We start from the raw sequence: 24,302 nt of genomic DNA on the forward strand, positions 1-24,302 counted from the left end.
CCCCGCACGGGGGCCTCGTGCGTGCCGGAACGACCCGGTGGGTGTTCACGAAAGGTAATACGGCAGGTTTCTCCGTCCCCGGAACGGCGGGCGGGACGGGCGGCCGGTGACCCGCCGCCGGTGACCGGAGCGCACGGCCGGAGTGCCCGTCGCCGGCGGCCAAGGGTTCCGGATCCGCGCAGTTGCAGTCGAGAACGTCTCGTTGAGCGAGATCCCGGCCTGTGATCTTCACCACCGAAAACCGATCGAGCGGTCGGCATCGCCCCTGGCGGCCGGGCGACGAACGCATCGATAACGCAGGAATAACGCCGACGTGACGGTTCCGTGAGGAGGCCATAACACCCCGCTCCGTAGAACGGACGTGCCGGTAACACCGGTGCCCGTGCATCGAAAGGAGTTGGACATGACCTCAGTGCCACATCGCTCTCACCGCCGCGACAAGGCCGCGGCGGCCGAGCGAGTGCTGTGGGACGAGGCCGCGGCAACGGAAGGCCCCGCCGGAGCGCTTCCGTGGACGGAGCCCTCGACCCGGGGTGTTCGGAACACGGAGACGAAGCCCACCCGGCTGCACCACTTCTTCGAGCGCAGCTGCGATCTCACCCCCGACGCCCAGGCGCTGCACGCCGACGGCCGGGCCTACACCTACGCGGAGCTCGACGAGCTCGCCAACCGGCTGGCCCACCTGATCGCCGGCTACGGCCTGAGCGCGGGGGACCGCGTCGGGATCCTGCTCCAGCGCTCCACGATGCTCTACGCGTCCCTGCTGGCGATCCTCAAGACGGGCGCCACCTTCGTCCCGATCGACCCGAACCTGCCCGCGGACCGCGTGCAGTTCATCGCCGAGGACTCGGACCTGTCCCTCATGCTGACCTCCGCCGAGTTCGTGGCCGTGGTCGAGGACGCGCCCGCCGACGTCGTCGACGTCGGCCGGATCGGCGAGCGGCTCGAGGAGGCGCCCGCGCACCGCCCGGCGGTCCGCCACGAGGGCGACCCCACGTGCTACATCATCTACACCTCGGGCTCGACCGGCCGCCCCAAGGGCGTCGAGATCGCGCACTCGAGCATCTGCAACTTCATCGAGATCGTGCCCGAGGTCTACGACGTCCGCCCCGCGGACCGCGTCTACCAGGGCATGACCATCGCGTTCGACTTCTCCATCGAGGAGATCTGGCCGACCTGGGCCGTGGGCGCCTCCCTGGTGGCCGGCCCCACCGACGACGCCCGCCTGGGACAGGGGCTCGCCGAGTTCCTGCAGCGCATGGAGATCTCCGTGCTCTACTGCGTGCCGACCGTCCTGGCCACCCTGGAGCACGACCTGCCCCGGATCCGCAGCATCCTGGTGGGCGGCGAGGCGTGCCCCGCCGACCTCGTGGAGCGGTGGTCCACCCCCGAGCGCCGGATGCTCAACACCTACGGCCCCACCGAGGGCACCGTGACGGCCACGTGGGGCGAGCTGGCCCCCGGCCGGCCCGTGACCATCGGCAAGCCCCTGCCCACCTACGAGGTGCGGATCCTGGACGAGGAGATGAACGAGGTCCCCGACGGTGAGCCGGGCGAGATCTGCATCGCCGGCCCGGGCGTGGCCCGCGGCTACGTCAACCTACCGCACGTCACCGAGGAGCGCTTCCGCCCGCACCCGGACGGTCCCCGGGCCGGTCGGATCTACCGCACCGGCGACCTCGGCCGGTTCATGGCCGACGGCGAGATCGAGTACCTCGGCCGCGCCGACAGCGAGGTGAAGATCCGCGGTCACCGCGCGGACCTGCAGGAGATCGAGAACGTGCTGCGCCGGGAGGACGCGGTGGCGGACGCCGCCGTGAAGCTCGTCTCCGGCGGCGACGACGTCGCGGCGTTCCTCACCCTCCGCACCCCGGTGCGCGACGAGCGCGCCCTCTTCGAGCTGCTCCACGACTCCGTGGTCGCGGCGCTGCCGCCGTACATGGTCCCGTCCTTCTACGAGATCCTGCCCGCCATGCCGATGATGGTCAGCGGCAAGGTGGACCGGAAGAACCTGCCGGACCCCACCACGCCCCGCTTCGTCACGACGATGGGCCTGGTCACGCCGGAGACGGACACCGAGTGGGGGATCACGGAGGTGTGGTCGAAGGTCTTCCGCATCCCCGAGGACCAGCTCTCCGTGGAGGCCGACTTCTTCATGGAGCTCGGCGGGCACTCGCTGCTCGCCGCGACCGCCACGTCCGAGCTCCGCCGGGCGCACCCCGACCAGGACATCTCCATCGCGGACATCTACACCTACCCGACCGTGCGGGACCTGGCACGGCACCTGGACGCCGCCCCGGCGGCCGTCCCCGCCGTGGCCGCCCCGGACGACCGGCCCGCGCCGCTGCACCACACGAGCGGCCGGGTGGCGCTCTGCGGCCTCGCCCAGGTGACGACGCTGGTCCTGGCGGCCATGCTCGTCGGCTCCCCGCTCGCCGCGGTCCTGTACTCCTACAACGGGCAGTTCAGCTACGCCCTGATGTGGGACATGCTCCTCGTGGGCGTCCTGGTCTCCGTGCTGGCCCGCTTCTTCCTGCCGTTCCTCGGCTCCCGCGTGCTGGGCCGTCTCGTCAGACCCGGGCACCACGCCCTCTGGGGCAGGCAGTACTTCCTGCTGTGGTGCATCGACGGACTGACCCGGCTCTCGCCGCTCAGCCTCCTGACCGGCACCCCGATGGCCGCCGTCTACCTTCGGCTGCTCGGCGCCAGGATCGGCCCGGACGCCCACGTGGGCACCGCCGCCATCGGCCTGCCCTCGCTCGTCACCATCGGCTCCCGCGCCAGCATCGGCTACAACTCCTCCGTGCAGACCGCCCAGGTCGAGGAGGGGTGGGTGACCATCGCGCCGGTGCACATCGGCGACGACGCGTTCGTGGGCGCCAACGCCCTCCTGCAGCCGGGCGCCCGGATCGAGGACGGCGCCCGCCTGGCCGAGCAGTCCCTGGCCTCCCGCAACCAGTCCATCCCCGCCGGCGAGCACTGGCTGGGCTCCCCGGCCCGGCCCGGTGACGGCGACGACGAGCTGCTCGAGCGGATGGAGCGGCGCCCGCTGCCCAGCGGCCGCTGGCCGGCCCCGCTCGCGGCCGGGCTGCTCCTGGGCTGGCTGGTCCTCGAGATGATGCCCTTCGTCCTGGTGCTCCCGTCCTTCCTCATGATCTGGATCGCGGCCCTGGAGTTCGGCCTGCCCGTGGGACTCGCCCTCACCCCGGCGGTCGGCATCGTCTACGTGCTCACCGTCTGCGCCGTGGTCGCGGGCGGCCGCAAGCTCGTCCTGCGCCGGACGCCCACCGGCATCCACCCCGTCCGCAGCGGACTGGGTGTGCGCAAGTGGATGGCCGACCAGCTGCTCTCCACCAGCCTGGAGAGCACCAACGCCCTGTACGCCACGATGTACACCGTGCCCTGGCTGCGCGCCCTGGGCGCCAAGGTGGGCCCGCGCTCGGAGGTCTCCACGGTCGGCCACATCGACCCGGACCTCCTCACCCTGGGCGAGGGAAGCTTCGTCGCGGACATGGCCAGCGTCGGCAGCGCCGTCTACCACCACGGCCACCTGTACATGGAGCGCACCGTGGTGGGCGACCGCTCGTTCGTGGGCAACGCCGCGTTCGTGCCCTCGGGCACGCGGATGGGCGAGGGCTCCCTGGTCGGCGTCGCCTCGGTGCCCCCGGCCGACGTGCCGGACGGCACCTCCTGGCTGGGCTCGCCCGCCATGTTCCTGCCCCGCCGGCAGGACAGCGGCAACTTCGACGAGAGCCTCACCTTCCGGCCCTCGCGCAGCAAGGTGGCGGCCCGCCTCGTCATCGAGGCGCTGCGCATCACCGTCCCGCCGGCGCTGATCGGCCTGATCGGCTACCTGGGCCTGCTCGCGTCGGTGGCCCTGGTGCCCCAGCTGACGCTGCTCGGCTTCGTCGCGGTGCTGCCGCTCATCGCTCTGGCCACCGGGCTGACCGTGGTGCTCGCCGTCGTCGTCCTGAAGTGGGCGATCGTGGGCCGGTACCGCCAGCGCGTCGAGCCGCTGTGGGACAACTTCGTCCGGCGCAGCGAGTTCGTCACCGGTGTGTACGAGTCGGCGGCGGTCCCCGCCCTCATCGGCGGACTCGTGGGCACGCCCCTCATCGGGCCGGTCCTTCGCCTGTTCGGCGCGCAGATCGGGAAGCGGACCTACATCGGCACCACCTACCTGACCGAGTTCGACCTCGTCCACATCGGCGACGACGCCGCCGTCTCGACGGACGTGTCGCTGCAGACGCACCTCTTCGAGGACCGCGTGATGAAGATGTCCCACGTGGAGATCCTGCCCGGGGCCAGCGTCGGCGCGCGTTCCATCGTGCTCTACGACACGACCGTCGGCGCGGGCGCCTCGGTGGACGCGCTGTCCCTGGTGATGAAGGGCGAGCAGCTGCTGCCCCACACCACCTGGCGCGGCATCCCGGTGCGCTCGGCGGCGGCCGCGGTGACCTCGGGACGATGACCGGGCCATGAACGGCAAGAAGGTGTCCCCGCGACCCGGCACCGGGTCGCGGGGACACCGTCCCTCCTCCGGCCGGAACACTCCGGCCGGGCGCGCGTCAGGCGCTGCGCATGTGGCCCATCAGCTGAGTGATCTGGGGGGAGGGCGGCGCGCCGAGCTCGTCGGCCATCGTGCTGCAGAAGCTGCGGAAGGTCTGCAGGGCCGGGGCGTTGTTGCCCAGACCCAGGTCCGCCTCGATCGACACGCGGACCGCGCTCTCCCGCAGGGGGTCGAGGGCCCGGACGTTGTCGGCGAGCACGTGGGCCCGGTAGAAGTCCCCGTGCTCCAGGGAGAGCCGGGCGAGGTGCTCCACGGCGTTGACGTACAGGGTGCGCAGCCGGTCCTGCTCGGCCATGACCCAGGCGTCGTACCAGCCGGGCAGCAGCTGGGCACCGTCGGGGGACAGGAACCAGGGATCCTCCGCCACGGGCGCCGTGGCGGTGGCCGCCCGGTGCAGGGACTCGCGCAGCTCGTGCAGGTCCACGGTGACCGGCTCCGCCAGGGCGATGTTGTTGCCCCGGGTGCCGACGGCCCCGGGCACCTGGCGCGAGAGGTTGAAGACGGTGGTGCGCAAGCTGCCCATGGCGCGCTCCGCGGTCCGGTCGGGCCACAGCAGCTCGCCGAGGAAGCGGCGCGGCTTGGGACCGAGCACGGCGAGCGCGGCCAGCAGGCGCTGCTGCCGGTGGCCCAGGGCCAGCACGGTCCCGTCGAGCTCGACCTCGACGTTGCCGAGCAGGCGCAGCCTGATCGAGAGTTCCCCATCCATTGTCACGATCCCCCACTGTCATGATCACAGTTCCCCGGTGCGCCCGGAGCCTGCCTTCCCCCGAAGGCCGTGGTCCGAGCACCGTCCTCTCCGGTCCCGCGGACCCGGATCCAGGTCCGCCGCGAGAGAGGGCTCAGGCACCGATGATCCCGTGCGATGGACCGTGAGTCAAAAGCGAACGCCTGGAGGGCGTCAAAAGCAAACATTTTCCGAGACGGCAGTCGCGCGCCCCTGATCCGGAGTGGCGCGTGCGCCGAGACAGTGGTATACGGCAGTTCCCCGCTGCCGGCGTGGCCGGCCGGGGGCACGAGCTCAGGAGTTCTACCGATGACCGACCAGCGACCCGTCACGGGCGTCCGCACGGACCCCCTCGGGAACATCGTCGCCCTGTGCAATCCCGCAGAGGTGTGGTCCCCCCGGTCGACCACCCGGATCATCCGGGACATCGAGAGCGGGGTCCACCTCTACTACGTCCCGGGATCCTCGGGGCAGCTGCGGGTCCGCGTGATCTCCGCCGGGTGCGAGAAGCGGCTGTGGGCCGCTCCGGCGGACACCGTCTGCAACAACCTGCACGACCTCCCGTCCGTCTGAACCGCGAGGGCCCGGACCGCCGCGGCCCGGACCCAGGGTCCGGACGCAGGGTCCGGCCGGCGACCTGCGGCACGGGGCGCCGGGGCGCGAGCAGGCCCCGGCACCCCGTGCTCAGGCCGGGCGCGGGCTCACAGGAAGCGCACGAGCTCCGCCGCGATGCCCGTGTAGGTGCCCGGGGTCAGCGAGGACAGCCGCCGCTCCGCGGCCGGGGACAGGCCCAGGCCCGCCACGAACTCCTGGAGCCGGCCGGCGTCCACGCGCCTGCCGCGGGTCAGGTCCTTGAGCCGCTCGTAGGGGTTGTCCATGCCCTCGACGCCGGCGATCGCCTCGGCGCGCATGACCATCTGGACCGCCTCGGCGAGGACCTCCCAGTTGGCGTCCAGATCGGCGGCCAGGACCGCCTCCGCCACGTCCAGGCGGGCCAGTCCCTTGCTCACGTTCGAGACCGCGAGCAGGGAGTGCCCGAAAGCCACCCCGATGTTGCGCTGGGACGAGGAGTCCGTGAGGTCGCGCTGCCACCGGGACGTCACGAGCGTGGCGCCGAGGGCGTCCAGCAGGGCGTTGGAGAGCTCGAGGTTCGCCTCGGCGTTCTCGAAGCGGATGGGGTTGACCTTGTGGGGCATGGTGGACGAGCCCGTGGCGCCCTCCACCGGGATCTGCTGGAAGTAGCCGATCGAGATGTAGGACCACACGTCGGTGCAGAAGTTGTGCAGGATCCGGTTGAACCGGGCGAGGTCGGCGTAGAGCTCGGCCTGCCAGTCGTGGGACTCGATCTGGGTGGTCAGCGGGTTCCAGGACAGGCCCAGGCCCTCCACGAAGCCGCGCGAGACCTCCGTCCAGTCCGCGTCCGGGACGGACGCGTAGTGGGCGGCGTAGGTGCCCGTGGCGCCGTTGATCTTCCCCAGGTACTCCGTGCGCTCGATCCGGGACAGCTGGCGGCCCAGGCGGTGGGCGACCACCGCCATCTCCTTGCCCAGGGTGGTGGGCGTGGCGGGCTGGCCGTGGGTCCGGGAGAGCATGGGGGTCTCGGCCGCGGACTCGGCCAGTGCCGCGACGTCGGCCACGAGCGCCCGGGCGGCGGGCAGCCACACGTCGGTCGTGGCGTCCTTGACCCCCAGGGCCCAGGCCAGGTTGTTGATGTCCTCGGACGTGCAGCCGAAGTGCACGAGGGGGACGAGGTGCTCCAGTCCCAGGGCGGGCAGCCGGCGGCCGATGTAGTACTCCACGGCCTTGACGTCGTGGACCGTCACGGCCTCGATCTCGGCGAGCTCCGCGATCGACCCGGCGTCGAAGTCCGTGACGATCCGGCGCAGCCCGGCGGTCTGCTCGTCGGTCAGGGGCGCCAGGCCCGGCAGCACCGAACGCTCGGCGAGGTGGACGAACCACTCCACCTCCACGTGCACGCGGTTGCGGTTGAGAGCGGCTTCGGAGAGGTGGTCGACCAGCGGGGCGACCACCGGCTGGTAGCGGCCGTCGAGGGGTCCCAGCGCGACGGGCGGGACGGCGGCGGCGAGCGCCGCGCGCCCTGAGGACAGGATGCGATCGGTGTTGGGCATGGGCACATTCTCCCACGGCGAACAGACCCGGCCGGGCGGACAATTTGTCGTCCGCCACCAACTTTCCCGGGACCCGGTTGTAGCTTTCACGCCGAAAACCACCGGGTCGTCCGGAGGGGCGTCATCCACCGGGGACCCCCGGGGAGCGGGGGATAGCATGACCTCCATGAGTACCAGCGACGCTACCCGCACCCTGGCCGGCACCAGCCCGGCCCCGGGCCCGGCCACCGCCACCACCTCGGCGGTCCGGCCGCGCCCTGCCCTGTCCCGTCTGCCCCGCTACGCGGCCGGCAAGCCCCCGGTCGTGGTGGACGGGCTCGTGTCCTACAAGCTGTCCTCCAACGAGAACCCGTTCGGGCCCGTGCCCGCCGTCAAGGAGGTCCTGGCCGACTGGGACGCGGTGCACCGCTATCCCGAGACGACCTCCGCGGAGCTGCGGGAGGTGCTCGGCGAGTTCCTCGGCGTGCCCGCCGAGGACGTCGTCACCGGCGCCGGCAGCCTCGGCGCGCTCAACCAGCTGCTCGGCGCCTTCGTGGGCGCCGGCGAGGACGGCACCCCGGACGAGGTGGTGCACGCCTGGCGCTCCTTCGAGGCCTACCCGATCAGCATCGGGCTCTCCGGCGGGCTGGGCGTCCCGGTCCCGAACCGCCGCGACGGCTCCCACGACCTCGAGGCCATGGCCGCGGCGGTCACCGGCCGGACGAAGGTCGTGCTGCTGTGCACGCCGAACAACCCGACGGGTCCCAGCCTCACCACCGCGCAGGTCGAGGGATTCCTCGCCGCCGTGCCGCGCGACGTCGTCGTGGTGATCGACGAGGCGTACCAGGAGTTCCAGCGCCGCGACGACCTCGTCAACGGCATCGACCTCTACCGGCAGCACCCCAACGTCGTCGTGCTGCGGACGTTCTCCAAGGCCCACGGTCTCGCCGGCCTCCGGATCGGCTACTCGGTGGCGGGCCAGGGGATCACCCAGTACCTGCGCCAGGCGTCCCCCGCGTTCTCCGTGACCGACCTCGCCCAGCGTGCCGCGATCGCGTCCGTGCGCCACTACGACCAGGTGGCCGAGCGCGTCCAGCGGGTCGTCGACGAGCGGGAGCGCGTCCTGGCCGGGCTCGACGAGCTCGGCTGGCCGTACCCGGAGACGCAGGCGAACTTCGTGTGGCTGAACCTGGGGGAGCACAGCGGAGGCTTCGCCGAGCTGTGCGACGCCCACGCACTGTCCGTGCGCCGTTTCGGCGCCGAGGGCGTGCGCGTGACGATCGGCGAGCCGGAGGCCAACACCCGGTTCCTGGAGCTGTGCGCGCAGTTCCCCCACCCGCCCGTGCTCTGACCCGCGGCCCCGCCGGCCCGGTTCCCTCCCGAGCAACCCGAAAGGACGTCCAGCCCATGGATGCCGCTCCATCGTCCCCGGCCGCCCAGGTGCCGGCCCGCACCGTGCCGACACCGGAGGTGCGCACGCGCCTGGTGCGGCTCCTCGACCGGGACGGCCGCCGGAGCGAGGACCCGGTCCTGTCCCCGTACGTGCGCGACGTCGGCGCCGACCAGCTGCGCGAGCTGTACCGCTCGATGGCCCTGGCCCGTCGTTTCGACGAGGAGGCGACCCACCTCCAGCGGCAGGGACAGCTGGTGCTGTGGGCGCCGATGCGCGGGCAGGAGGCCGCCCAGGTGGGCTCGGCCCGGGCGCTGCGCCCGGTGGACCACGTGTTCCCGACCTACCGCGAGCACGCCGTGGCCATCGAGCGGGGCGTCGAGCCCGCCGAGCTGCTCACCGTGTTCCGCGGGCACAGCGCCGGGGGCTGGAAGCCGAGCGAGCACCACATGAACGTGTACTCGATCGTGCTCGGGTGCCAGGTCCCGCACGCCGTGGGCTACGCCATGGGCATCGACCTGGACCGGCGGGCCGCCGAGGCGGAGGGCCGGGAGGTCGAGCCGGCGGCCGCGGTCGTCTACTTCGGGGACGGCACCTCCACCCAGGGCGAGGTCCACGAGGGCATGGTGTTCGCCGCGTCCTACGACGCCCCCGTGGTCTTCTTCGTGCAGAACAACCAGTGGGCCATCTCCGTTCCGTTCAGCACCCAGTCCCGCGTGCCCCTGGCCGAGCGCGCCGCCGGGTACGGCTTCGAGGGGATCCGCGTGGACGGCAACGACGTCCTCGCGGTCCTGGCGGCCTCGCGGTACGCGCTCGAGAAGGCCCGCACCGGTCAGGGCCCCGTGCTCGTGGAGGCCGAGACCTACCGGCTGGGGGCCCACACCACCGCGGACGACCCCACGAAGTACCGCCTGCGGGAGGACGAGAGCCGCTGGAGCGAGCTCGACCCGCTGATCCGCCTCGAGGCACACCTGCGCGACGCGCACGGCACCGGCGACGAGTTCTTCGCCGACGTCGCGGCCGACGCCCAGGCGTTCGCCGACCAGGCCCGCACCCTGGTGCTGGCCATGGACCCCCCCGTGCTCGAGGACTTCTTCGACCGGCCCTACGCCGAGCGCCACTCCCTCGTGGAGGAGGAGCGCGCCTGGTACGCGGCCTACCAGGCGGGCTTCGCGGACACCGACAGCGGCGACGACGACGACACCGACGACGACGACGTCGCCGGGCCGGACCGGGGCACGCAGGCCTCGGGGCTGACCGTGGCCGCCGACCCCGTGACCGGCGCCCCCGACGCGCGGACCGCCGGCACCGAGGAGGACCTCGCATGAGCACCGCTCCCGACCTGACGATCGCGAAGGCGGTCAACGCGGGCCTGCGCCGGGCCATGGAGGAGAACTCCCGGGTGCTCCTCATGGGCGAGGACATCGGCTCCCTGGGCGGCGTCTACCGCGTCACCGAGGGGCTCAAGGCGGACTTCGGCGCCCACCGCGTCATGGACACCCCGCTGGGCGAGGCCGGGATCGTGGGCACCGCCATCGGGCTGGCCCTGCGCGGCTACCGGCCCGTGTGCGAGATCCAGTTCGACGGCTTCTCCTTCCCGGCGTTCAACCAGATCACCACGCAGCTGGCGAAGATGCGCAACCGCACCAACGGGGACGTCACCGTCCCGGTGACGATCCGCATCCCGTACGGCGGGGTCATCGGCTCGGTGGAGCACCACTCGGAGTCCCCCGAGGCCCTGTTCGCGCACACGGCGGGGCTGCGCATCGTCACGCCGTCCAACGCCCAGGACGCCTACTGGATGACCCAGCAGGCCATCGCGTGCGAGGACCCCGTCATCGTCTTCGAGCCGAAGCGGCGGTACTGGCTCAAGGGCGCGGTGGACGTCGAGCGCCCGGCCGCCGATCCGTTCTCCGCTCAGGTCGTCCGGCCGGGCGAGGACGCCACCGTGGTCGCCTGGGGTCCTCTCGTGCCCGTCGCGCTCGCCGCGGCGCAGGCCGCGGAGGAGGACGGGCGCAGCATCGAGGTGATCGACCTGCGCTCGCTGTCGCCGATCGACTTCGACACCCTCGAGGACTCCGTGCGCCGGACCGGCCGCCTCGTCGTCGCCCACGAGGCCCCGACGTTCGGCGGCCTCGGCGGGGAGATCGCCGCCCGCCTCACCGAGCGGGCGTTCTACTCCCTCGAGGCGCCGGTGCTGCGCGTGGGCGCCTTCCACCTGCCGTACCCGGTGGCCGCCGTCGAGGACCAGTACGTGCCGGACCTCGACCGGATCCTCGAGGCCCTGGACCGGTCCTTCGCCTACTGACCCCGCCGACCCGGTCGCCGGACCCCGGGTCGGCGGCACCGCAGCCGGCCCGGGAGCCGCGCGAGAGAGGAAGTACTGACATGCCCCAGATCTTCAACCTGCCCGACGTCGGCGAAGGCCTGACCGAGGCGGAGATCCTCGCGTGGAAGGTCGCGCCGGGGGAGACCGTGACGGTCAACCAGGTGCTCGTCGAGATCGAGACCGCGAAGTCCGTGGTCGAGCTGCCGTCCCCGTACGCCGGGACCGTCCTGGACCTGCTGGTCCCCGAGGGCAGCACGGTGGAGGTCGGCACCCCCATCATCGCCGTGGGCTCCCCGGGCGAGTCGCCGGACCCCGCCCCGGCCTCCGGCGTCCCCGGGGTGCTCGGCGAGGGCGGGGACCCCGGTGCCGGCGCGGACCGCCCGCTCGTCGGTTCCGGGCCGAAGGCCGACCCCGTGCGGCGGCGCCGCAGGGTGGCCCTGCCCCAGGAGCCGGAGCCCGGGCCGGCCCGTCCCGCGGGGTGGTCGGAGAAGCTGTCCCGGGGCCCGCTGGGGCCCGGGCTCGGCGGCGGGATCGGCACGGCGGCCCAGGGCATCGCCGGGCGCGCCGCCCGGCTGGCCGGGGACAGCGGCGTCTGGCGCCGGCCCGGCCGCGGCGACGGCCCGGCGCCCACGGCGGTCGAGAGCGTCCCGCGCCGCCCCGCGCTCGCGAAGCCCCCCGTCCGGAAGGCCGCACGGGACCTGGGCGTCGACCTCGCCGACGTCCCCGCGACGGGCGCGGCCGGACAGGTCACCAAGCAGGACCTGCTGGCCCACGCGGCGCGGCTGGGCGCGCCCGCGGACCGGCGCCGCCCCGCGGCCCCGGAGGAGCGGATCGAGCGGATCCCCGTCAAGGGCGTGCGGAAGGCCACGGCGCAGAACATGGTGCGCAGCGCGTTCAGCGCCCCGCACGCCTCGGTCTTCGTGGAGGTCGACGCCTCGCGCACCATGGAGTTCGTCCAGCGGCTCAAGGCCGCCCCGGACTACGAGGGCGTCAAGGTCACGCCCCTGCTGGTGCTCGCGAAGGCGGTCCTGTGGGCCGCGGCCCGCAACCCGATGGTCAACGCGACGTGGACGGACGAGGAGATCCTCGTCAAGCACTTCGTCAACCTGGGCATCGCGGCGGCCACGCCGCGCGGGCTCATGGTCCCCAACGTCAAGGACGCCCAGGACCTCTCGCTGCGGGAGCTGGCCGTGGCCCTCGACGAGCTCTCGCGGACCGCGCGGGCGGGACGGACCCAGCCGGCGGACATGCAGGGCGGCACCCTGACCGTGACCAACATCGGGGCCCTCGGCCTCGACACCGGCACGCCGATCATCAACCCCGGCGAGGTGGCGATCATCGCGTTCGGGAGCATCAAGCAGAAGCCGTGGGTCGTGGACGGCGCCGTGGTGCCCCGCTGGGTGACCACGCTGGGCGGTTCCTTCGACCACCGCGTGGTCGACGGGGACCTCGCGGCCCGCTTCACCGCGGACGTCGCCCGGATCCTCGAGGAACCGGCGCTGCTGCTGGAGTGAGCCCCGCCCGGGGCGCGGACGGCACGGCAACGGCCCCGCACCGATCGGTGCGGGGCCGAGTGCTGCGTCGTCGACGCGCGTGCCGCCACGTCCCGCGGCTCTCCCCGCCGGGCCGAGGCCCGGCGCCGCACCGACGTGGAACAGGGCGGTGGCTCACCGTGCCCGGCGTCCCATCTCCTGTGGACCCGTGATTGAAATCCCCCCAGACACAATCACACATCTCATTCACGATGGATCACTCGTGCGACGCCGGCCGCGGTGGCAACCTGCCCGTCGGCCCCGGCACTTCCGCCGGAGACCTGTCCCCCGCGCCCGGAGGACCGCCTCAGCGCGACCTCCTGACGTCCAGGACTGGGACCAGTATTGCGGAGGCCTGGACAAAAGTCTGTCCCCCGAAGTGCGCATGGTGGGGTGTGACCGCGCTCACGCGGGCAGCGGCGGACGTAGGCTGGGCGCATGCCTCCGCACCTGCCGCCCCACCCCTCCGCACGCTCGGCGGTGCCGCCGTTCCGGGTGATGGAGATCCTCGCCGACGTCGAACGACTGCGTGCCGCCGGCCGGGACGTCGTCTCGCTCTGCGCGGGAGAGCCCTCCGGCGGCGCCCCGGGCCCCGTGGCGCGGGCGGCCGCCCGCGTGCACGCCCGCAACGAGGGGCTCGGCTACACCCCCGCCCTCGGCATCGAGCCGCTGCGCCGGGCGGTGGCCGGCCACTACGCCCGGTGGTACGGCCTCGACGTCCGGCCCGAGGAGGTCGCGATCACCACGGGGGCCTCCGGGGCGCTCGTGCTCTCCTTCCTGGCGGCCTTCGACGCGGGGGACCGGGTGGCGGTGTGCCGGCCGGGCTACCCGGCCTACCGCAACACCCTGGCCGCGCTGGGCGCCGACGTGGTGGAGCTCGACTGCGGTGCGGCGACCCGGTTCCAGCCCACGCCCGGTATGCTCGACGCCGCGGTCGCCGCGCACGGGCCGCTGCAGGGCCTGGTGGTGGCGGGTCCCGCGAACCCGACCGGCACCGTGCTGGAGCCGGCGGAGCTGGCGGCGCTGGCCCGTTGGTGCGCCGAACACGGGACGCGCCTGATCAGCGACGAGATCTACCACGGGATCGTGCACACCGCCCCGGAGGACGGCGGCCCCCGCGACAGCGGGCCGTACCGGGGCACCAGCGCGTGGGAGCACGACCGCGACGCCGTGGTGATCTCCTCCTTCTCCAAGTACTGGGGGATGACCGGGTGGCGGCTGGGCTGGGCCCTGCTGCCCCGAGACCTCGTGGCCGCGGTCGACGCGCTGGCCGGCAACCTCAGCCTCTGTCCGCCCGCCGCCGCGCAGCAGGCCGCCGTGGAGGCCTTCACACCGGACGCCTACGCCGAGGCGGACCGGGCGGTCGAGCAGTTCGCGCGCTCCCGGAGCCTGCTCCTGGAGGCCCTCCCCGCGCTCCGGTGGGGGGAGGTCGCGCCGGCGGACGGGGCGTTCTACCTCTACGCCGACCTCGGGGAGCAGCTCGAGCGGCACGGCAGCTCCCTGGAGTGGTGCCGGCGGCTGCTCGAGGCGGAGGCCGTCGCGGTCGTGCCGGGGCTGGACTTCGACGCCGCTCGCGGCCACCGCACGGTCCGGCTGTCCTTCGCGGCTGGGCCCGAGCGGGTGGAGGAGGCGGTCACCCGGATCCTCCGCTTCCAGTCCCGTTCCTGAAGCACCCCGCGAGGTGCCCGGGGAGCACGCCGGTGCGGAGCAGGAACCGGTGCGCGGTGGTGCGCCCCACGAAGACGAGTCCCCGTTCCTTGAGCCGGCCCGCCAGGCGGTCCCCCTCGGGGGAGCGGCGGGACTCCTCCAGCACGGTCAGCGGCGGCTCGGCGGTGGCCGGCCGGAGGTCCCCGACGTGCTCCGCCCAGTCCTCGGAACCGAGCCCGCGGCAGGCGCGGGCGTTGTGCACCACGGCCTCGATCTTGACCCGGTTGCGGATGACCGCGGGATCCAGGAGGAGCTCGTCGACCTCGTCCTCCGTCATCCGGGCGATCTCCCCGGGGACGAAGCCCCGCATCGCCCGGCGCAGGCCCTCCCGGCGCTGGGCGATGCTCCAGCGGGCCAGGCCCGCCTGGAAGATCTCCAGGCTGAGGGACTCGAACCAGCCGGAGGAGTCCGCGGGCAGCGCACCCCAGCGCCGGTCGTGCTCCTCGAGGGCGGCCGGGCCCGTCGGAGCCCACGGGCAGCGGCGCAGACCGTCCCCGCAGAGCACGGCGCGGAAGGCGTCGCCGGGGGAGTGGTCGTCGGGGGGCTGGTTGTCGTCGGCGGGGCGCGGGCCGTGCCCGGCGGAGGCGGTGTCCATGGGGCCACGGTAGGAGTGCCGGGACGGCGGGCCGGGGCGGCGCCGCCCTCTGTGGACGGTGCCGCCCGGGCACGGGGCCCCAAGCCCCCGGGTGCAGTGCGGGCGCCCGCACCGCGCGGTGGAGCCGGTCAGAACCGGGAGACCTCACCGGTGCCGTCCGCGATCTCGATGGCCACCGGCTCCTCGTCCTCGGCGTTGCCGTCGTGCACGATGAACACCGCGGCGGGTTCTCCCTCGGGGAAGGCGCGGATCGTGACCGATCCCGAGGTCGCGGCGTTGAGCACCTCCATGGCCTGGCGGGTGGCCGCGCGCAGCACCGCCGTGGGCAGGGGCTTGCCGCGCTCGTCCAGGATGTCCACCTGCACGCCCCGGGCCCGTGCCGCCCGCGTGACCTCGAGCAGGTAGGGGGTGGCGATCGAGCGGCCCCGGATCGAGTCCCGCAGCTGCGCCTCGGTGAGCCGGAACTGCTCGATCTCGTACTCGGAGACCGGGGAGGGGTCGTGCGCGATCCGCTCGAGCAGGCCGCCCGCGAGGCGGCGCACCTCGTGCACGCGCTGCACGGACGCGTTGACGGTGTCCTTCTCGGCCTCGTCGTGGGTTCGCGCGGAGATCACCATGTCCCGGGCCTCGGCGAACGCGGCGGAGGCGCGGTCGTACTCGCGCGCGATGAGCTGGCTCGCGAGCAGCAGGGCCGCCGCCGCGGCGTTGGTCAGCGCGGCGTCCCAGAGGCCGAGGGCGGAGCGGGCGCCCCACGTCATGGACACGGCGACCGCGATGACGAGCGTGGCCCAGCCCCACCCGGCGCGGCGCCGGATGCCCAGGGCCACGAGGAAGCCGTCGAAGCCCAGGGTGAACCACTGGCCGCCGAAGAGCTCCGCCTGGGGGTTCAGCGCGTCGTAGGAGCGCTGGATCGACACCAGCATGAGGAGCACGCCGAGAGCCGCGGGCAGGTCGGGCAGCCGGCGCTGCCCGTACGGGTACACGACCAGCGCCACCGCGACCACGTAGGTCACGAGCGCGGCCTGCATGAGGTCCGGCTTGTCCATGCTGGACGTCTGCAGCAGCCCCAGCACCACGGGGATCAGGAAGAACACCGCGGCGGCCACCAGGCTCAGGGGATGGAAGAGCGCGCGGGAGATCACGGCTGCGCGTCCCGGGGCCACAGGATCGTCACGCGGGTGCCCCGGCCCGGTGCGCTGTCGACGTCCACCGCGCCGCCCACGTGGCGCACGTTGCCCAGGATGGACACGCGCACCCCGAGCCGCCGGGAGTCGATGCTGCGGATCTGGAAGCCGCGGCCGCGGTCCACCACCTGGAAGCGCAGGAAGAAGCCCTCGGGGTTGACGGGGGTGGGAGGGCACACGCCGCCGTCCATGGTCACGAAGGTGACCTCGGTGCCGGCGTGGCGGGCGCTGTTGGAGACCGCCTCGGTGACCGCCTGCACGAGCGCCTGCGCCGTCTCCACGGGGATGAGGGGCCGCGGCTCGCCGGGAGGCCTGATGTAGGGGGTGATGCTGTTGAAGCGCACCCGGTTGCGCCACGGGGACAGGGCCTCGAGCAGGTCGTCGAGGAGGGTGTGCACCATGGTGGTGCCCTTGCCCTCGGCGCGGCGCTCCTCGAAGGCCAGGACCCCGAGGGCCCGCTGCGCCAGTTCACGGGTGCGCCGCTGGACGGGCCCGGGGGCCCGGCCGGCGTCGAGCAGGGCGGCCATGACGTTGTCGTGGATCAGGCGGTCCAGCCGCTCCTGCTCCTCGGCCTGGGAACGGGAGCGGTTCAGCTGCAGCTCCTGCGCGATCGCGGCCGCGTAGACCTGGTCCGCGTTCTGCCCGCCCTTGTAGACCAGGCTGATCAGCACCACGAGGACCACGCCGAACGCGATCCGGCTCGTGGCGTCGAACAGCACGCCCATGACGTCCGCCGCCTCCGTGATGCGCACCATGACCAGGACGTAGAAGACCGTGACGGACGCCAGGTACGCCACCGCCAGCTCGATGCTCCACGCGATCACCGTGGCGGCGGCCGCGAGCAGGATGAACGGCTCCACCCACGGGTCCTGCGGCGGGGAGGCGCCCGTCCAGGCGAGCGGGAGGGTCAGGACGGCGAGCGCCACGAGCACCGGGGACGCGAGCACCGGCCACATCCGCACCTGTCGCCTGGCGCCCTGGAAGAGGAGCGCGCAGCCGTTGAGCAGGAGCGCCACCAGGAACACCTGGTGCCACCGCTCGAAGGCGGGCAGCTGCTCCCCGAGGACGGTGAGGGCCTCCAGGAACAGCGCGACGACGACCAGCCCGTGGCAGATGTTCGCGAGCAGGTGGATGCGGTAGGAGTTCATCCCCAGCTCCTGCGGCGAGGTCGGCACCAGGAGGCTGGTGCGGCGCCTCCGCGCGGGAACCTTCCGGTAGGCGAGCGAGGACCGGGGCGCGACGTGGCTCACGGAGCGGGAGTCCTCACCGGGGCGAGGGGCGGCTCACAGATGCTTCTCCGCCGTGTTGATGTCCGCCGTGGGCTCCACGAGCCCGTCCTCGATGGCCCGGATGCGCAGGTCGATCTTGGTGGGCGCCGGGCGTCCGACGCGCGCGTACTTCTCGCGGATGCGGTCGATGTTGGTCTTGACCGCGCTCTGCTTGATCCCCATCCGGCGGGCGACCTGGACCTGGGCGAAGCCGGAGGCGTAGAGCCGCAGGGTCTCCTGCTCCCGCGGGGAGAGGCTGGCCCGGGAGAACTCCACATCACCGTCGATCGCGGCGGCGAGCTCCTTGGTGATCACGGGCTTGCCCTCGGCGATGTTGCGGGCCTCCTCGATCGCGTGCTCGAGCGGGTCCGACTTGCGCACCAGGCCCAGCGCGCCGGCCCGCAGCGCCTCGCGGATCAGCGCGGCGTTCTCGCCGATGCTGAAGATCAGCACCTTCATGCCGGCGGCGCGCAGCAGCTCCACGTTGGTGGCGGGTCGGGACAAGTCGTCGAGGGACAGGTCCAGGAGCACGACCTCGCACTCGATCCGCTTGGCGCCCTGGGCGGTGAGGGCGGGGTTCTCGGGGTCCCGGCCCAGCTGGTCGAGGAGGGCGGGCACGCTGGACGCCGATCCGACGAGCTTCACGTCGGCCTGCGAGGTCATGGAGACGAGGCGGACGCCCTCCCGGACGACCTCGTGGTCATCGACGACGGCGACAAGGGTGGACGGCATGGGCGTTTCCTCCGGGTGCTGCTCGGTGGGCCGGTCCGCAGATTTCCGCGTGGGGGTGACGGCTCTCACCGAGGTGCTCCGATTGTCCCCCTTCTTGTGGTGGGATGCGAACCCGACACGGTGCGGGGACGCAAAGTTACCGACCCGGATCCCCCCAGCCCTCCCCCCAGCGGTCGACCCTGCGGTGGTAGCGGACACCCCACAGCCCGCCGAGCACCGCCGCGAGCAGGTCGACGACGAGCACGGCCGCGACCGCGAGCAGGCCCGGCAGTAGGAGGTCGCCGATCAGCGCCTGGACGGAGACGCCCACGGGCGCCAGGCCGACGGTGTCGGCCCACACCAGTCCCGCGACGGTGGCCACGGAGCGGCCGAACAGGGACCACAGCCACACGGACACGCCCTGCCGGGCGCCGGAGAAGCGCGCCATCCGGCCCGCGGCGTATCCGCCGCCCAGGAAGGCGAGGAACTCGACGAGGCCGAGGGCCGCCGCGCCCGTCCAGGCCGTCGCGGACCCGGCGGCGAGGTCGTCGACCACGCCGCCCACCCCGTCCACGAGCCGCAGCCCGAGCGCGGCGGCGGCGAGGCCCGCCAGCGCGAGCAGCAGCCAGGTCAGGGCCATGGCGCTGAGCCAGCCGAAGAATCCGGGGACCAGCTGGAGGCCCCCGTACTCCTCCCGCTGCCGGGCGTGCCGGGTCGCGGCGTCGACCGGGACGCCGGCCGGGACGCCGGGGCCGGGGTCCTGTCCTCCGGAGCCCGGACCGGGGCCGTACCCGCCTCCGGGCGCGGCGCCGGGGACCCCGACGGTGGGAGTCGGGTCCGTGCGCGGACCCGGGTCCTCCTGCACCGGACGCTGGGCGGTCACCGCCGGCAGCGGCCGGGTGTGCTGGTCGTCCTCGTCGTCGTACCAGGACCAGTCCTCGTCCCCGCCGTTCCCGGGGTCCCGGTCCCCGCCCGGGGCGCCGTGCGGCGAGCTGCCGCCGGCCGGGGCGGCGAACCGGCTGACCGGGGGCAGCGGACGGGTGGCGTCGGAGGAGTCGTGCGGACCGGTGTCCGACCAGGGCATCGGGTCGTCGGGGGAAGGCGAGCCGGGTGTCGAGGAGGGCGTCATGGCATCGGAGTCTACGGCCGGTCCCCGGACCGGGGCCTACGGGACCCGGCCGGCGGGTGATGTCGCCGAGTAGGGTCGGGGTCATGCCTGTCGAAACCGTGCGCGAGTTCCTGCGCGCCCGTCCCTGGACCGCCAGCTACGACCCGGGCGTCCCGGCGGACCTGGACCTGCCGGAGACCTCCCTGGTGCACATGCTCGAGCGCTCCGTCGCCCGGCACGGCGCCGGCACCGCGCTCGAGTTCTTCGGGGCGACGACGTCCTACGCCGCTCTGGGCCGGCAGGTCGACCGCGCCGCAGAGGGCCTGCGCCGGCTGGGCGTGCGCCGCGGCGACCGGGTCGCGATCGTCCTGCCCAACTGTCCGCAGCACGTCGTGGCCTTCTACGCCGTGCTGCGCCTGGGCGCCGTCGTCGTCGAGCACAACCCGCTCTACACCGCCCCGGAGCTGCGCCACCAGTTCGAGGACCACGGGGCGCGCGTGGCGATCGTGTGGGACCGGGCGGCCGAGCGGGTGCGCTCGCTGCCCCCGGACCTGCAGGTCGACGCGGTCGTGTCCGTGGACGTCACCGCCGCGATGCCGCGCGCGAAGCGGCTGGCACTGCGCCTGCCGCTGCCGAGCGCGCGCGCCTCCCGCGCCCAGCTCACCGGCCCGGCACCGGGCACGATCTCCTGGCGGGAGCTGCTGGCCGCCGAACCGATCGCCGCCGAGCACCCGCGGCCCACCGCCCACGACCTCGCGCTGCTGCAGTACACCTCCGGCACCACCGGCCTGCCCAAGGGGGCGATGCTCACGCACCGCAACCTCGAGTCCAACGCCCTCATGGGCCGGTACTGGCTCGGCTCCGGCGCGCACGAGGTGGTGCACGGCGTGCTGCCCCTCTTCCACGCCTTCGGCCTGACCCTCGGCGTGACGTTCGCGATGTCCCTCGGGGCCAGGCTCGTGCTCTTCCCGACCGTGCGCGCGGACCTGGTGCTCGGGGCGATGAAGCGCGCGCGGCCGACGGTGCTGCCCGCCGTGCCGCCGGTGTACCAGAAGCTCCTCGACGCCGCGCAGGAGCAGGGCGCCGACCTGCGCGGCATCCCGGTGGCCGTCTCCGGGGCCATGAGCCTGCCGGTGCCGCTCGTGGAGCGGTGGGAACGGTCCACCGGGGGCGTCCTGATCGAGGGCTACGGTCTCACCGAGTGCTCACCGCTGGTGGCCTGCAACCCTCTCAACGGCTCCCGGCGGGCGGGCTCGATCGGGGTCCCGTTCCCGTCCACCGAGATCCGGCTCGTCGACCCGGAGACCCTCGAGGACGTCCCCCGGGACCGTCCGGGGGAGCTGTGGGTGCGGGGCCCGCAGGTCTTCCGGGGGTACTGGAAGCGCCCCGACGAGACCGCCCGGACGCTGACGGACGACGGGTGGCTGCGCACCGGTGACGTCGTCACGGTCGACGACGACGGGTTCCTGCGGGTGGTCGACCGGCTCAAGGAGGTCGTGATCACCGGGGGGTTCAACGTGGCCCCCAGCGAGGTCGAGAACACGCTGCGGCAGCACGACGCCGTCGAGGACGCCGCGGTGGTGGGGCTGGTCGACCCCCGCGGCAGCGAGGTGGTCGTCGCCGCCGTGACCCTCGGGCCGGGCGCCGAGCTCGACGAGGCGGCCCTGCGCGAGCACTGCTACGCGGGTCTCGCCCGCTACAAGGTGCCCCGGCGGATCGTGGCCGTCGAGGAGCTCCCCCGCACGATGCTGGGCAAGATCCAGCGCCGGGAGGTCCGCGAGCAGCTGCAGCGGACGGGCGTGCGGCTCTGAGACCGGGCGCTCACGGCAGGTCCGCCTCCGGGGCGATCTCCCGGTAGGGGGTCCGCCGGATGGACCGGATCCGCCCGAGCTCGCCCCACTGGTCGCGACCGAGCCGCGCGATCGGCCCGAGCGCCCCCACCACGGGGCCCCGCTCGTCCATGGCCCGCCCGTCCACCGCCACGTGGGTGACGGCGCCGAGGATCAGGAAGCTGTCGCCCACGGGGAGGGGGTCCGCGTGCAGCCGGCACTCGATGGCGGCGGGGGACTCGGCCACGCGGGGGACGGCCACGGTGAGCGAGGGCTCACGGGTCAGCCCCACGGCGTCGAACTCGCTGAACCCGGGCGGGTAGTCGGTGCCGGTCGCGTTGATCTGCTCGAACAGCTCCGCGGGTGCGAAGTTGACCACGAACTCGCCGGTCTGCCGGATGTTGCGGAGACTGTCCTTCTCCCCGACCGAGACGAACTGGACGATCGTGGGGTTCTCCGAGGCCACCGTGAAGAACGAGTGCGGGGCCAGGTTGTCGACTCCCGCGGCCGAGCGGGAACTGACCCACGCGATGGGGCGGGGGACCACGAGGGACTTGACCGCCCGGGCGAAGGAACCGTGCCGGTCGGCGGTGATGTCGGTGCGCATGCCCCCATTGCACCACCTCCACGTGCCCCGGTCACGGATCGCGACCACCGGGCGCACGGAAACGGCGCCCGCCGATTGGAGAGACCATATGTCCTAATCGGGCATTTTCAATGTACTCTGTAGATCAATGCACGAGGCGGACGACGACGACGACCCCTCGGACCGAGCGGAAGGACCACGGGCCACGATGGAGATCCGGCAGCTCAACTACTTCATCGCCGTGGCCGAGGAGCGCCACTTCGGCCGCGCCGCCAAGCGCCTGCACATGGCCCAGCCGCCGCTGTCCCAGCAGATCCGCCAGCTCGAGGAGCAGCTCGGGGTGCGGCTGCTGGACCGGACCACCCGGCGGGTGGACCTCACCGCCGCCGGTCAGGTGCTCCTGGACCGGGGGCGGCGGATCATCAACGAGATCGAGGCCCTCAAGGCGGACGTCTACCAGGTGGGCCAGGGCGCCACGGGCGTGCTGCGCGTCGGATTCTCCGGCTCGGCCACCTACGGGGTGATGCCGGGGGTGGTCCGGCGGGCCAAGGACGCCATGCCGGGTCTGTCGCTGGCGCTGCACGGCGAGATGCTGACCCCCGCCATGGAGGAGGGGCTGCGGGACCACACCCTCGACGCCGCGCTCCTGCGCCCGCCCGTGGCCTCCCCGGACGTCGAGTACCGGGTCGTCGCGCAGGAGCCGCTCGTGGTGGCGCTGCCCTCCTTCAGCGCCCTCGCCGTGGACCTGCCCGTGGCCGTGCACGAGCTGCAGGACCAGGAGTTCATCACCTACCCGCCCGACTCCGTGCTCTACCGGACGGCCGCGGACCTCTGCCGCCAGGCCGGTTTCCAGCCCCGGATCGCCCAGGTGGCGGGCGAGACGTCCACGCTGCTGTCCTTCGTGGCCGCCGGCGGCGGGGTGGCGGTGGTGCCCGCCGGTGTGCGCGCCTTCCAGCTGGAGGGCGTCGTCTACCGCGACATCGAGCACTCGCCACAGATCGAGCTCGCCGTCGCGTGGCGGCGCGAGGACCGCTCCGCCCTGCTGCACAACTTCATCGACCTCGTCGTCGACGTCCAGGCCGCTCCCGGATCCCCCGGCGACGAGCCCGACCCAGCTGCCCACGAAAGGCCCGCCCGCCCATGAAGATCGCGACCATCGAGGCGATCCCCTACTCGATCCCCTACGCCCACCCGCTGCACTTCGCCTCGGGCGCCGTCCACGAGGCGGACCACGTGCTGGTGCGGATCACCACCGACGAGGGGATCGTGGGCACCGCCGACACCCCGCCGCGGCCCTACACCTACGGCGAGACCCAGAAGTCCATCGTGGCCGTCGTCGAGGACGTCTTCGCTCCCCAGCTGGTCGGCCTCGACGTCCTCGACCGCGAGAAGGTCCAGGGCGTGCTGGCCCGCACCATCCACAACCAGACCGCCAAGGGCGCCGTGGACATCGCGCTGTGGGACGTCATCGGCCAGGCCCTCGGCCAGCCGGTCACCAGGCTGCTCGGCGGCTGGACCGACTCGATGCGGGTCTCCCACATGCTCGGCTTCAAGCCCGCCCAGGAGCTGCTGGACCTGGCCCTGGAGTTCCGCGAGACCTATGGCATCACCACGTTCAAGCTCAAGACCGGCCGGCACCCGATCGGCCTCGACGTCGAGGCCGCGCGGGTGCTGCGCGAGGGCCTCGGCGAGGACGCCGAGCTCTACATGGACGCCAACCGCGGCTGGTCCGCCAACGAGGCCATGGAGGTGCTGCGGCGCACGAGCGAGCTGGGCCTGCAGTTCCTCGAGGAGCCCGACGACGCCCGCGAGGTGCTCGGCCGGCGCCGGCTGGTGCAGCAGTCGACGATCCCCATCGCCGCCGACGAGTCCGCCCCGAACCTGGGGGAGGCCGCGAAGGAGATCCTCACCGGCGGGGCGAACCTGCTGGCCGTGAAGACCGCCCGCTCCGGGTTCACGGAGGCCGCCAAGATCGTCGGCATGGCCGAGGGCATGGGCGTGGACGTCTACGTGGGCAACCAGATCGACACCCAGATCGGCACGATCGCCTCCGTGGTCTTCGGCGCGGCCCTCGCCCACACCTCGAAGCGGGCCGGGGAGCTGTCCAACTTCCTGGACATGGCCGACGACCTCCTCGCCGAGCCCGTGGTCATCGCCGACGGCCGGATCCGCGTGCCCGAGGTGCCCGGGGTGGGCACCGCCGTGGACGAGGAGAAGCTCGCGAAGTACCGCACCGACCGGTAGAGCCCGTACCGCACGCCCGGTCCGGCACCAGACCCCACCCGACACCCCATCCGAAGACCCCACCCGACACCCCATCCGACGGAAGGACGCACCGTGAAGTACCTGGTCCACATGGACATCAACCTCCCCACCGACATGCCCGCCGAGGAGGCCGCGGAGATCAAGGCCACCGAGAAGGCCTACTCCCAGGAGCTGCAGCGCTCCGGCAAGTGGCCGGAGATCTGGCGCGTGGTGGGCGAGTACGCCAACTACTCCGTCTTCGACGTCGAGTCCAACGACGAGCTGCACGACATCCTGCAGAACCTGCCGCTGTTCCCGTACATGGACATCACCGTGGTGCCGCTGGCCAAGCACCCCTCCGACGTGAAGTAGGGGCGTGCAGTAGGACGGAACCGCCCTGCGAGGTGGCGGCCGACG

19 protein-coding genes are annotated in these 24,302 nt (G+C 73.2%); 11 read left to right on the forward strand and 8 right to left on the reverse strand.

Annotated elements, in window-relative coordinates; translation table 11 throughout:
* Nucleotides 1-403 precede the first annotated feature (403 nt).
* Nucleotides 404-4,471 carry a Pls/PosA family non-ribosomal peptide synthetase gene (locus tag ACH9D2_RS14335; RefSeq protein ID WP_396363482.1) on the forward strand — a complete coding sequence of 1,356 codons (4,068 nt, stop codon included), beginning with the start codon at nt 404-406 and terminating at the stop codon, nt 4,469-4,471.
* A 97-nt stretch (nt 4,472-4,568) separates the two neighbouring features.
* Here the strand turns inward: ACH9D2_RS14335 and ACH9D2_RS14340 are convergent, their stop codons facing one another.
* Nucleotides 4,569-5,276, reverse strand: coding sequence for an AfsR/SARP family transcriptional regulator (locus ACH9D2_RS14340; RefSeq protein ID WP_396363483.1), 708 nt, complete (start codon nt 5,274-5,276; stop codon nt 4,569-4,571).
* 327 nt (nt 5,277-5,603) lie between these two features.
* On the opposite strand from ACH9D2_RS14340, the gene ACH9D2_RS14345 reads away from it, so the two are divergent.
* Nucleotides 5,604-5,867 (forward strand): hypothetical protein, encoded by a 264-nt coding sequence (locus ACH9D2_RS14345; protein ID WP_396363484.1) that lies wholly within the window; start codon nt 5,604-5,606, stop codon nt 5,865-5,867.
* 128 nt (nt 5,868-5,995) lie between these two features.
* On the opposite strand, the gene purB is transcribed toward ACH9D2_RS14345, so the two are convergent.
* On the reverse strand, nt 5,996-7,423 hold the full coding sequence (gene purB, locus ACH9D2_RS14350) for an adenylosuccinate lyase (RefSeq protein ID WP_396363485.1): 1,428 nt from the start codon (nt 7,421-7,423) through the stop codon (nt 5,996-5,998).
* Between the two features lie 166 nt (nt 7,424-7,589).
* Between purB and ACH9D2_RS14355 the strand changes: the two genes are divergently transcribed.
* The 5 genes from ACH9D2_RS14355 (at nt 7,590) to ACH9D2_RS14375 (ending at nt 14,321) form a co-directional block, all read left to right on the forward strand.
* Nucleotides 7,590-8,753: a histidinol-phosphate transaminase gene (locus ACH9D2_RS14355; protein WP_396363486.1), complete on the forward strand. Its 1,164-nt coding sequence runs from the start codon at nt 7,590-7,592 to the stop codon at nt 8,751-8,753.
* A gap of 56 nt (nt 8,754-8,809) precedes the next feature.
* Nucleotides 8,810-10,120, forward strand: a complete 1,311-nt coding sequence (locus ACH9D2_RS14360; protein WP_396363487.1) for a thiamine pyrophosphate-dependent enzyme — start codon at nt 8,810-8,812, stop codon at nt 10,118-10,120.
* Nucleotides 10,117-11,100 carry an alpha-ketoacid dehydrogenase subunit beta gene (locus ACH9D2_RS14365; protein ID WP_396363488.1) on the forward strand — a complete coding sequence of 328 codons (984 nt, stop codon included), beginning with the start codon at nt 10,117-10,119 and terminating at the stop codon, nt 11,098-11,100. The genes ACH9D2_RS14360 and ACH9D2_RS14365 overlap by 4 nt, the downstream gene beginning before the upstream one ends.
* A gap of 80 nt (nt 11,101-11,180) precedes the next feature.
* Nucleotides 11,181-12,635, forward strand: coding sequence for a 2-oxo acid dehydrogenase subunit E2 (locus ACH9D2_RS14370; protein WP_396363489.1), 1,455 nt, complete (start codon nt 11,181-11,183; stop codon nt 12,633-12,635).
* A gap of 456 nt (nt 12,636-13,091) precedes the next feature.
* The gene (locus ACH9D2_RS14375; protein WP_396363490.1) at nt 13,092-14,321 is read left to right on the forward strand and encodes an aminotransferase class I/II-fold pyridoxal phosphate-dependent enzyme; all 1,230 of its coding nucleotides are present in this window, start codon (nt 13,092-13,094) and stop codon (nt 14,319-14,321) included.
* On the opposite strand, the gene ACH9D2_RS14380 is transcribed toward ACH9D2_RS14375, so the two are convergent.
* From ACH9D2_RS14380 to ACH9D2_RS14400, 5 genes are all read right to left on the reverse strand, one after another.
* Nucleotides 14,287-14,955, reverse strand: a complete 669-nt coding sequence (locus ACH9D2_RS14380) for a DNA-3-methyladenine glycosylase I (RefSeq protein ID WP_396363491.1) — start codon at nt 14,953-14,955, stop codon at nt 14,287-14,289. The genes ACH9D2_RS14375 and ACH9D2_RS14380 overlap by 35 nt on opposite strands.
* 128 nt (nt 14,956-15,083) lie before the next feature.
* Nucleotides 15,084-16,097 carry a hypothetical protein gene (locus ACH9D2_RS14385; RefSeq protein ID WP_396363492.1) on the reverse strand — a complete coding sequence of 338 codons (1,014 nt, stop codon included), beginning with the start codon at nt 16,095-16,097 and terminating at the stop codon, nt 15,084-15,086.
* Nucleotides 16,094-17,389: a sensor histidine kinase gene (locus tag ACH9D2_RS14390; RefSeq protein ID WP_396363493.1), complete on the reverse strand. Its 1,296-nt coding sequence runs from the start codon at nt 17,387-17,389 to the stop codon at nt 16,094-16,096. The genes ACH9D2_RS14385 and ACH9D2_RS14390 overlap by 4 nt, the downstream gene beginning before the upstream one ends.
* A 33-nt stretch (nt 17,390-17,422) precedes the next feature.
* Complete coding sequence (locus ACH9D2_RS14395; RefSeq protein ID WP_396363494.1) at nt 17,423-18,139, reverse strand: LuxR C-terminal-related transcriptional regulator; 717 nt, start codon at nt 18,137-18,139, stop codon at nt 17,423-17,425.
* Nucleotides 18,140-18,275: 136 nt separating this feature from the next.
* Nucleotides 18,276-19,247: a hypothetical protein gene (locus ACH9D2_RS14400; protein ID WP_396363495.1), complete on the reverse strand. Its 972-nt coding sequence runs from the start codon at nt 19,245-19,247 to the stop codon at nt 18,276-18,278.
* An 83-nt stretch (nt 19,248-19,330) separates the two neighbouring features.
* Here ACH9D2_RS14400 and ACH9D2_RS14405 point away from each other — a divergent pair, with 83 nt between their 5' ends.
* Nucleotides 19,331-21,037, forward strand: a complete 1,707-nt coding sequence (locus tag ACH9D2_RS14405) for a long-chain-fatty-acid--CoA ligase (protein WP_396363496.1) — start codon at nt 19,331-19,333, stop codon at nt 21,035-21,037.
* A gap of 10 nt (nt 21,038-21,047) precedes the next feature.
* Here the strand turns inward: ACH9D2_RS14405 and ACH9D2_RS14410 are convergent, their stop codons facing one another.
* Nucleotides 21,048-21,662, reverse strand: coding sequence for a flavin reductase family protein (locus ACH9D2_RS14410; protein ID WP_396363497.1), 615 nt, complete (start codon nt 21,660-21,662; stop codon nt 21,048-21,050).
* A gap of 187 nt (nt 21,663-21,849) precedes the next feature.
* Between ACH9D2_RS14410 and ACH9D2_RS14415 the strand changes: the two genes are divergently transcribed.
* From ACH9D2_RS14415 to catC, 3 genes are all read left to right on the forward strand, one after another.
* Nucleotides 21,850-22,785 (forward strand): LysR substrate-binding domain-containing protein, encoded by a 936-nt coding sequence (locus ACH9D2_RS14415; RefSeq protein ID WP_396363500.1) that lies wholly within the window; start codon nt 21,850-21,852, stop codon nt 22,783-22,785.
* Nucleotides 22,782-23,885, forward strand: a complete 1,104-nt coding sequence (locus ACH9D2_RS14420; RefSeq protein ID WP_396363498.1) for a mandelate racemase/muconate lactonizing enzyme family protein — start codon at nt 22,782-22,784, stop codon at nt 23,883-23,885. Before ACH9D2_RS14415 ends, ACH9D2_RS14420 begins: the two co-directional genes overlap by 4 nt.
* 93 nt (nt 23,886-23,978) lie before the next feature.
* Nucleotides 23,979-24,257, forward strand: coding sequence for a muconolactone Delta-isomerase (catC, locus tag ACH9D2_RS14425; RefSeq protein WP_396363499.1), 279 nt, complete (start codon nt 23,979-23,981; stop codon nt 24,255-24,257).
* Nucleotides 24,258-24,302: the final 45 nt, after the last annotated feature.

The organism is Kocuria rhizosphaericola, from assembly GCF_044462205.1.
Taxonomy (GTDB): Bacteria; Actinomycetota; Actinomycetes; order Actinomycetales; family Micrococcaceae; genus Kocuria; species Kocuria rhizosphaericola.